Here is a 2,654-nt window from a genome sequence, read left to right as displayed (position 1 = left end):
ACGCCGCTTTGTCGCTGCGCGCGGCCATCGGCGAAGCCTTCACCCGGCCGGGCTTCTGGTTATTGAACCTGGGGTTTCTGGCGTGTGGCTTCCAGTTGGCGTTCATCGGCACGCACTTGCCCGCGTACCTGATGGACAAGGGCCTGCGCGCGGCCGACGCGGTGGCCGCGCTGGCCATCATCGCCTTGGCCAATGTGATGGGCACCTATGTTTGCGGCGTGCTCGGCGCGCGGCATCGCCGCAAATATCTGCTGGCCGGCATCTACCTGCTGCGCACGGCCGCCATCGCCCTGTTTCTGTTGCTGCCCCTGTCCACATGGACCGTCTACGCGTTCGCCGCGATCATGGGCTTTGTGTGGCTGGGCACGGTGCCGCTGACCAATGGTCTGATCTCGCAGGTGTTCGGCGTGCGCTACATCACCACCCTGTTCGGCTTCGTGTTCTTCGGCCATCAGCTGGGGTCGTTTCTGGGCGTGTGGCTGGGCGGCGTGGTGTTCGAGGCGACGCGGTCCTACGACTTGATCTGGCTGGGCGCGATGGCGCTGGGCGTATTGTCGGCGCTACTGCATTGGCCCATCGACGACCGCCAGATCCTGCGCGCGCACGCTAGACCGGCCGATGCTGCGTGCCCGCGCCCATCGTGATGTGCAACATCCGACAGGGTTCCATCACCTTCACGGTGTGCCACGCGCCCTTCGGTATGACATAGGCGTCATCGGCCACGTCCTTGTAGCGGGGCGGGGCAGGAAGACAAGGTAGTGCAAAACAGCGTTGATCGGCCATGGCAGCGAGCTGGGCCAGATCTGGCTCGATCAGGCCAAATCTGACCCGCTGCAACGCGTTGATCTATAAGCCTTTATTTTCCAGCGAGCCAGTTCTGGCCCGTATCGACCCTGAAAACTCGGAAAACCAGGGATAGCGCGCGGGTAGCGGCGCCTTGTGTTTATCGTAAATGCCTCGCAAGGCATTGATTCCATGGCGAAGTTTTTTTTATTTCACGTCCTGGCATGGATGTTGCATTAGTCCCTCGTAGCGCTTCCCCCGGGAGGCATCCGGCCACCACGGCCACCCACTACGACGACTTAGGAATCGACATGCCTACTCCCGCCTATATCAGCATTTCCGGCAAAACCCAGGGCAACATCACCGAAGGCGCCTTCACCGCGGATTCGGTCGGCAACGTGTACGTCGAAGGCCACGAAGACCAGATCCTGGTCCAGGAAATCGAACACCGCGTCAACACCCCGACCGACCCGCAAAGCGGTCAGCCCTCGGGCCAGCGCGTGCACAAGCCCTTCATCTTCACCAGCGCGCTGAACAAGGCCACGCCCTTGCTGTACCACGCGCTGGCCTCGGGCGAAATGCTGCCCGAAGTGGAAGTGAAGTGGTATCGCACGTCCATCGACGGCAAGCAGGAACACTTCTTCACGACGGCACTGGAAGACGCCACCATCGTGGACATCACCAGCGTGCTGCCGCACGCGCAGGACCCCAGCAAATCGGACTTCACGCAGTTGATCAAGGTGGCCATGGCCTACCGCAAGATCACGTGGACGCACGAAATTGCCGGCACTGAAGCGTCGGACGACTGGCGCAAACCGCTGGAAAGCTAAGCAGGTCGCCGCGATGGCGCATCGGCGCATCGGTGCATCGGTGCATCGGTGCATCGGTGCATCGGCGCATCGGTGCGTCGGTGCGTCATCGCGGCTTGGTTTCACCGAAGGCGCGTCGCGCCTTTTTCTCGTCATCGCGTAGCGTTTATCATGTCGCCCAACAGTAACCATCACGGGAAAGGCGATGAGCCAGGGGTTCGAAGGCGTCCGGCCCGCGTCGGAATCGTCCATCGAGATCGGCTTTTTTTATAACGGCCGGCATTGCGTGGAACGCATCCGCGTCAAGCCCACGGCCGCCAATCTGAAACGCGCCGCCGACCGGCGCGCCGCCATCATCGAAGCCATTGCGCGAGGCGATTTCGATTACGCCGCTGAATTCCCCAAACGCGCCACGCCGCCCAAGCCAACACAGGGTTCCGCATGACAAGCAACACGCAGTTGGAAGTCAATGACCTGACGCCGCAGGCGTTCACGCCTTATGGCTGGATGCTGGGCAAGCCGATTCCGGATGGCAACGGCGTGCCGCTGTTCTCGAACGCCGCCACGGACTTCTGGCAGGAACACGTGTTCAACACGGGCGCGGGGGGCGACGCCGAAGTGCTGTGGGTGAATTACCGCAGCCGCGCGACCGACATCGCCAGCCTGGAAAAGCACCTGCTGACGCAGCAGGCCATCGTGCCGCTGACCGGCACGATCATTCAGGTGGTGGCCAGCAGCAATGCCGACGGCAGCCCCGACCTGACGACGCTGGCCGCCTTTCGCGTGCCGCAAGGGCAGGGCATCTGCATGCGGCCCGGCTGCTGGCATGCAACGCGCGTGATCGGCGCCGAGGTGACCTGCCTGATGCTGACGCGCAGGTCCACCACGCTGGACCTGATCCAGCACCTGACCACCGAAGCACGCGCGTCAGAAAGCGCCATCGTGTCGATTGCCACGCATCAGCTGGAAGGCGTGGCGGAACGCGAACAGGCGGTGGATGCCTGAGCGCTGACGGTCGGCAGGCCCGCCCGACCCGCGCGGCCCGACCTGCGCGGCCCGGCC

Annotated in this window: 4 protein-coding genes; all 4 read left to right on the top strand. The window is 63.4% G+C overall.

Annotation, left to right across the window (positions count from 1 at the left end):
• On the top strand, positions 1–644 hold a 644-nt coding region (locus ACNPP0_RS23290; RefSeq protein WP_448707127.1), incomplete at its 5' end, for an MFS transporter.
• 450 nt (positions 645–1,094) lie between these two features.
• Positions 1,095–1,613 (top strand): Hcp family type VI secretion system effector, encoded by a 519-nt coding sequence (locus tag ACNPP0_RS23285; RefSeq protein ID WP_046803329.1) that lies wholly within the window; start codon positions 1,095–1,097, stop codon positions 1,611–1,613.
• Positions 1,614–1,797: 184 nt separating this feature from the next.
• Positions 1,798–2,037 carry an Arm DNA-binding domain-containing protein gene (locus tag ACNPP0_RS23280; protein WP_332609999.1) on the top strand — a complete coding sequence of 80 codons (240 nt, stop codon included), beginning with the start codon at positions 1,798–1,800 and terminating at the stop codon, positions 2,035–2,037.
• Entirely contained in the window at positions 2,034–2,597 is a 564-nt protein-coding gene (locus tag ACNPP0_RS23275) for an ureidoglycolate lyase (RefSeq protein WP_448707126.1), read from the top strand. Before ACNPP0_RS23280 ends, ACNPP0_RS23275 begins: the two co-directional genes overlap by 4 nt.
• Positions 2,598–2,654 lie beyond the last annotated feature (57 nt).

Source organism: Achromobacter semiaridum, assembly GCF_053543755.1.
Note: the sequence above shows the minus strand (reverse complement) of the source record. Positions and strands in the feature narration are given on the sequence as shown.